The organism is Coleofasciculaceae cyanobacterium (assembly GCA_036703275.1).
Taxonomy (GTDB): domain Bacteria; phylum Cyanobacteriota; class Cyanobacteriia; order Cyanobacteriales; family Xenococcaceae; genus Waterburya.
On sequence record DATNPK010000025.1, the window covers coordinates 176,351 to 182,805 of the forward strand.

A 6,455-nucleotide genomic window follows, 5' to 3' on the forward strand; every position below is an offset into this window, starting at 1 on the left:
TAGTTAACTGTAAAATTAAACAATTTGTGTCAATAAACTTTTGACCTTTTGTCCTGAGACTTGCCAATTTAGATGAGATTTATAAACTGAGTAAGAAGCATAAGCTAATTGTTTATATTTTGAATAATCAGAAAATAAATTAGTGATATAGTCGCAGTACTCGACAATATCGCTATCACAAGCAAACAGCTTGCCATTTTCATCATCGTGAATCATACTGGGAATTCCTCCAACCTTAGTTGATAAACAGGGAACACCCAAAGAGTTTGCTTCAGGAAAAACCATCGGCGTGCAGTCAGCCAAGGACGGTAAAATCAAGAAATGAGATTCTATAATCAACTGATTTAGACGTTTTTTTCCTTCTAACGTTGATTTACTGATAAAGCCTAGTGGTTTAACGAATTCAGGAATTGGCTCGTTTATCAACGGTTGACAACCGACAACAATTAATTCTGTTTTTAAACCCGACTGGTTAAGCTGCTTGGCGACAGCATAGGCAACATCCCCTCCTTTTCTAAGCCATTCCATACCCATGAACAACAGTTTGCAGACATTTGATGGTCTGACTTCGATCGCATCTTTAATCTGGGAGAAATCAAGTTCACTTTTAATATTTGCCCCAAAAGGAACAACTTTTACCTTGTCAGGATTAGCTTGATAAAATTCAATCGCCGATCTAGCTGCCCAGTCCGAAGAATAGATTGCCAGTTGACATTTTTCTAATGCCAATTTCTCCATTTGATGCCAGTCATGGACAACATCAGAATGCAGATTACTGTATTGAGGATAAAAATCAGCAATGCCAGCAAAAGTCGCATCTGCCCAAAAAGCCATTGGACGATCGCATTCTAAATAGGCTATGGGATCGACTGTAGCACTAAAAACAATCTCATTTTTTTGAGGGGAAAGTTTTTGCTCAACCTGTTTGGCATAATATTTCAAAGTTTGTGGATCGGGGTTTTTTTCATAGCGTTTTTGGTGACATGTTTGATAATAATGACGTTTTATTTTGCGAAGGCCTTTTAGGCAAATTGAATCTTTAAGTGGACCAGCGTAGTTAAGATCGATTGACTGCGAACGTAATGCTTCTGCAATATGGTATCCCGTTCCAGACCATTCGTCTAAACCAGTTAATCTTGTCGAATCATATACAGTTATATATGCTATTTTCATTTTCTATCTAATTTTTAATTTAAATATGGGTCAACAAAAAGTAGACGAGTAATTTATAATTACTTTATTTATTTTAAATGTAATAAGCTAACTTAATAAAACCTTTACGATAATAAAAAGTTAAATTAAACTTATTTTATTTATTAATAAAAAAAGATTAATAACTGCATAATGAAAGAACAAATAGTCAGATGACAAAGTAAAAAAACTATTGATCCAAGACGACAGTTTGATAGTTACCTGACTGAGTGATAACGCCTTGTTCTAGTCGATAGATGCGATCGCAATGTTCGATCGTACTGAGACGATGAGCAATGATAATAATAGTTTTGCTGCCAGAAAGTGCCTTAGTGGCATCAGTAATTAAGTTCTCAGTTTCGTTATCTAGGGCGGCGGTTGCTTCATCAAACACTAAAATTTCTTTTTCGTGATAGAGTGCGCGAGCAATACCCACTCGTTGACGTTGGCCTCCAGATAGCAATATGCCTCTTTCTCCTACCGTGGTGTTTAAACCCATAGGCAGATTTTCTACTACCTCGGTTAATTGAGCTGCGGCGATCGCATTTTGGACTCGTTGGCGATCAATTAAATTATCTGGTACGCCGAAAGCAATATTTCTTTCTAGAGTGTCATCAATTAGAAAAATAGATTGAGGAACATAGCCAATTAGGTTCTGCCATGCTCTTAAATTAGAGTAAACCGAAACACCATCAAGCAAAATATCTCCACTCTTAGGTGAAAGCAAACCCATCAAAACATCTACCAGGGTTGTTTTCCCAGAACCAGATTTACCAATCAGACCGATGGAATGTCCTTTTTTAATGGTCAAGCTGATCTGATCTAGAGCATTTGTTGCCCCGCTAGGATACTTATAAACTAAATTCTCAACGGCAATTTCTGACTGAAAATTAAGTTTTTTGGCTTGCTGTAGATCTCGCTGCTGGAAAGCACCAAAATCATCATTTTGAGCTTCAAACCTTTCTGCCTCTTTTAGTTCGGCAAATAATGAATCAAGAGAATGAATGTTGTATCTAATTACGCTGATACACGAAATGGTGTTACCAGTAGCGGGTAACAGACGAATTGAAGCAATAGCAAAAATACCAAAGATAGAGGTGAGGTTTTGGCTGTTGTCCTGATTAAAAGTTACAAACAGGAAAGCAAAGACAATTAAAAAACTGATAATTACAGCTTCAACTATGTAGCGGGGCAAGTTAGCATAGCCAGATGCTGACCCCATATTTTTTGAATACTTCTTAGCAGCCTCGTTCATTTGACCTTGAAAGTAAGGCTCACAGCCAATGATTCTAGTTTCTTTTAATCCCCCTAGTCCATGATTGAGGGTGCGAATCATTTCAGCAGAAGCATCAAAACCTTCTTTTCCCCAATGGGCAAGCTTCCCTTTTAACGGGTTCAATACAGCCAGGGCAATCAGCAAAACAATGGAAATTCCGACTGATGCTGCTGCATTGGTCGATACTAATAAGATTACTAGAGCAACAATTACTACTCCATTTGATATTGCAGTTAGTAAAGATAAGACTAAACCAATGCAAAAATGATCGGTAAATGTAACTACGCTTTGAACTAAATTAGCCGAATTTTTAGTTAAATGAAGTGTATAGGGAGCAGCTAAATAAGACTTCATCAATTTGGAACATAAATCACCTTTTAAACTATGAGAAAATTCGGCAATTGACTTTTGAGCCATAAAACCCAAAGCAGCTTTAATATAGAAAGTAACAACTGTAAATATACCGAAGCAAAGTATGAATTGTTGACTTGAACTAAAGGCAAATCTTACATATATATCATTGATCCAGCTATTATTAGTTATAAAATCTGAATTTGTTACCATAGCTGCAAAGGGTCCCATTAGTCCAACTCCGAGCATTTCAAATACAGAGCTGACCACAAACAGACAGCTTATGCCCAAGAAAGCTTTATGTTTACCTTTGGTCACGTAAAAAAACTTAGATAAAAATTTGTTCATCACTGGTAAAAAGCTGCTAAATATTTTTTAAATCAAATTAACTTTACTTTTTTTATCTGAAAACAATTCATATAAAATAAGCGGTTTAATTAAATTTTTTATCTATATATATTTTCAGTTATAACCTTGATAACTTGGTTTAGCAAATAAAGATCTAATATAACGGGTGTTTTTTGAATGAATTTTTGATAAAAAAAATGATAAAACCTCCCGTCGTAAAACAAGAGGTTAATTAAGTTTATTGTGAGTTGAACTATTAATTAAAATTTAGATAAACAGTGGCTGGAAAGCATCAGTAATAATAGAAACTTCACCACCACTAGCAACAGTAATATTCAGTAGTTTATCTTCTGTATATTCTGTAGATGCAAAGATAGGATCGGTAAAATCAAAGGTTGGAAAAATTCCAACAATTCGCTTACCAGTAACCGACGTAATTGTGGCTGTTTTATTACCAATGGTTACGCTTGTATCTGTCGTTAAGCCAGAGAAGTTGACCCCACCGATAGTAAACTGACCGCCACCTTTAGCAGGCGCGCGCCAATCTGATATTTCATAGGCAGTCATTGCAGTTATAGCGTCATCATCAGGCACAATTACTGCGACACGACTATCACTTTCGTTAAGACCAATAATTGCTCCAGCAAAACCAGTGATTACGTCTAAACCTTTGCTGTTATAGATAATTTCACCAGGATTATCACCAGGTTTAGTGGTGTAAAAGGGATTGACCTTAATTGGCTGTCCTTGGGCATCAACCAGATTAGGTTCCAGCAAATTAGTATTGTCTATCTTAGTTCCATCAGGAGAAAGTTTGACATTATGCAAAGATCCATTAAACTCTTGGGTCAGTAAATTACCTCGCAATTGACCACCAAAAGCAGTAGAGCGATATTCAATAATCCCCTGAATTGGTAGGTCAAATTGCCCAATCGGCGCGGTATAGCCATCCTTGCTTGGTTCATATGAAGGATGGTAGGTGTTTTGACGATTATCTGTCTTACCGCGATTACGATTAGGCTGACCGTAGTAATTGCCCTCCTCTACGATGTTGATCTCATTTAAAGGATCTAAATTAAAAGGTTCTTGGGTCGTGGCACTAAGAGAAACATCGCCAAAGCTAGAGTTAGCATCATTTTCCGTTGCATAGACCTTGCCGTTAGTGGCAAAAACTAAATCAAAAGGATTCCGCATGCCAGGGGCATAAACTGAGACATCAACTCCAGGAGCAACTTTAACAATGCCGCCAAAACCTTGGCTGGCTTCGGGATTGGGTATTGTTAGTCCTGCGGGGGCAACCCAATCAGCAGGTAGCTGATAGATAATCTTGCCGTTGAAATTGGGCTTGGTGATTTGTGCCTTAAGAATACCTGCGGTGAAGGGTGACTCATCAATGCCGCCAATTGCATCATCCGCAATCCCCGCATTAGTATTACTACCAGAGGTAATCAAAAGATCGCCATTGGCATCAAACGCCAATCCATTGACTCCATGATCGTGGTTGGAAACACCAATATTTTGTACTAGGGGATTAAGAGTATTAAAGTTTGCTCCTGTTAATACTGAGACTTGCCCACTATAGGGAGAAAATTCAGTCAGCTCATCAAACCCACCTTCACCGTATGCCGATGGATTGGCGTAAAACTTATTATGAGAAACATAAAGTTTTGGCTGGCTACCGTCGTTCTCAAAGGGATTGAAGGCAATACCAGTGATATTGGGATTAGATAGACCCTTAATTACATCAATACTTTGTTCACTAGTTACCTTATAATTATCGTCAAAGGTATAAGCCTTGATCAGTCCACTGGCTAATGCCACATAGAGTCTGCCATCGGGACCCCAAGCACTAGAAGTTGTCCCATAAAATCCATCTTCAATTTGAGCGATTTCTTGTTGCGGCTTGAATTTGACCTCGGTTAGATCGTTGTCAGTAATTTTAACTGTGACATCTGGTATGGTCAAAGCGCTGTAAGCACTATCGGTCGTAGCAATCGTGTGTTTAATAGTTGAAGAGTGAAAACTCTCTCCTAGAGTATCGTCGATCGCCTTAACCGTGACAGTTTGCGGGGTACTCCAATTTTGAGGAGTAAATATCAAACTATTTTTATCGACGCTAGTTTGACCGTCTAATTGCAGATTGATGGTCACGTTGGCAGTAGGTTGTTCATTGAGCAGTATTTGATAGGTGTCACTGTTACCACCTTCTGTTACCGCAGTGAGTTGCTGACTTTCTTCAACCAGTACCTTTGCTCCTTTAATGGGAGTAATGACAATGCCAGCTAAAGCCGCCTGATCTAACTGGGAAGTAAAGTTTAGATTGAGCTTGCCATCGGTAACTTTGGCGATATTGTGGATTTTTTGAATGTTGGCATCATTTTCCCCATCCAGGAAGGCGTTTCTCGTAGATCTGTAGAGATCTAAGTTGTTTAAAACAGTCTGTCCTTCTGAGGATACATTAAATATTCTTTTGTCAGCATCAGTGAAGTTTAATTCCGAAAAATGAAGGCTGACATTGTAGTTACCATTAGCTACAGGGATAGCATAAGAAAAATTAGTGCCAACTCGCTGGGACTGATAAATGAAATCATCTTTTGTATTATCAATCGGATTATAGGATGGAGCAATAGCTTGACCTCCAATAAAGTTAGCATCAGCTTGCCAAAGCTTACCAAAAGAGTCAACCGCATCTGCGCTAGCACCTGCATTAATCCGAATAACGCCGTCTGATACAGGGGTCAATACATTGAGGGCTAGTTTGCCTATAGTCTTGGCAGTTGTTGTGTTGCCACTAGTACCGCTAACTGCTGCTGCATTAATTGTTATGCTATAGTCTCCAACGTCGGCTACATCCCAAGTGCCTCCTGGTGCTGCAATGGAGTAGGTAGCGGTGCGAGGAGTTCCATTACCATTAGTATTGATACCAACTAAACTAACGGGTACGGTCGATCCATTAGGTGCAGTGATGGTAACATCATTGGCATCGATAGTTGCAACATCAATTCCAATATTGTCAGCGAAGGTAACGGAAAAATTAGCAGTAGTTGTACTATTGGTCAGTTGATTTAAGGTTACAGTATCTGAATTATCAGGGGTATTTTCTAACTTAACAACAGGTGCTATTTGATCGGCAACAGGTTTGGTAGGTACTAGCTCAATATAGTTAAGATTGAAATCATTAGACTTCATATCCAAACGTAACTCTTGTGTTCCTGCACTCAGATTGACGTTATTAATCACTACATTGGCGTAAGTTTGAAATCCTCCAGTATTGCCAAAGTTAGCCGAG

The 6,455-nt window shown here is 38.4% G+C and carries 3 protein-coding genes; all 3 read right to left on the minus strand.

Annotated features, from left to right (window positions below; genetic code table 11):
• Positions 1-15 precede the first annotated feature (15 nt).
• The gene (locus V6C71_05955; protein ID HEY9768039.1) at positions 16-1,173 is read right to left on the minus strand and encodes a glycosyltransferase family 4 protein; all 1,158 of its coding nucleotides are present in this window, start codon (positions 1,171-1,173) and stop codon (positions 16-18) included.
• A 208-nt stretch (positions 1,174-1,381) separates the two neighbouring features.
• Entirely contained in the window at positions 1,382-2,884 is a 1,503-nt protein-coding gene (locus V6C71_05960; GenBank protein HEY9768040.1) for an ABC transporter ATP-binding protein, read from the minus strand.
• Positions 2,885-3,433: 549 nt separating this feature from the next.
• Positions 3,434-6,455 (minus strand): malectin domain-containing carbohydrate-binding protein (locus V6C71_05965; protein HEY9768041.1); only part of this gene is annotated, 3,022 nt, incomplete at its 5' end.

Excerpts from the sequence above, each read along its gene's own strand:
- V6C71_05955 (HEY9768039.1), bottom strand. The coding sequence starts at position 1,173 with ATGAAAATAGCATATATAACTGTATATGATTCGACAAGATTAACTGGT.
- V6C71_05960 (HEY9768040.1), bottom strand. The coding sequence starts at position 2,884 with ATGGCTCAAAAGTCAATTGCCGAATTTTCTCATAGTTTAAAAGGTGAT.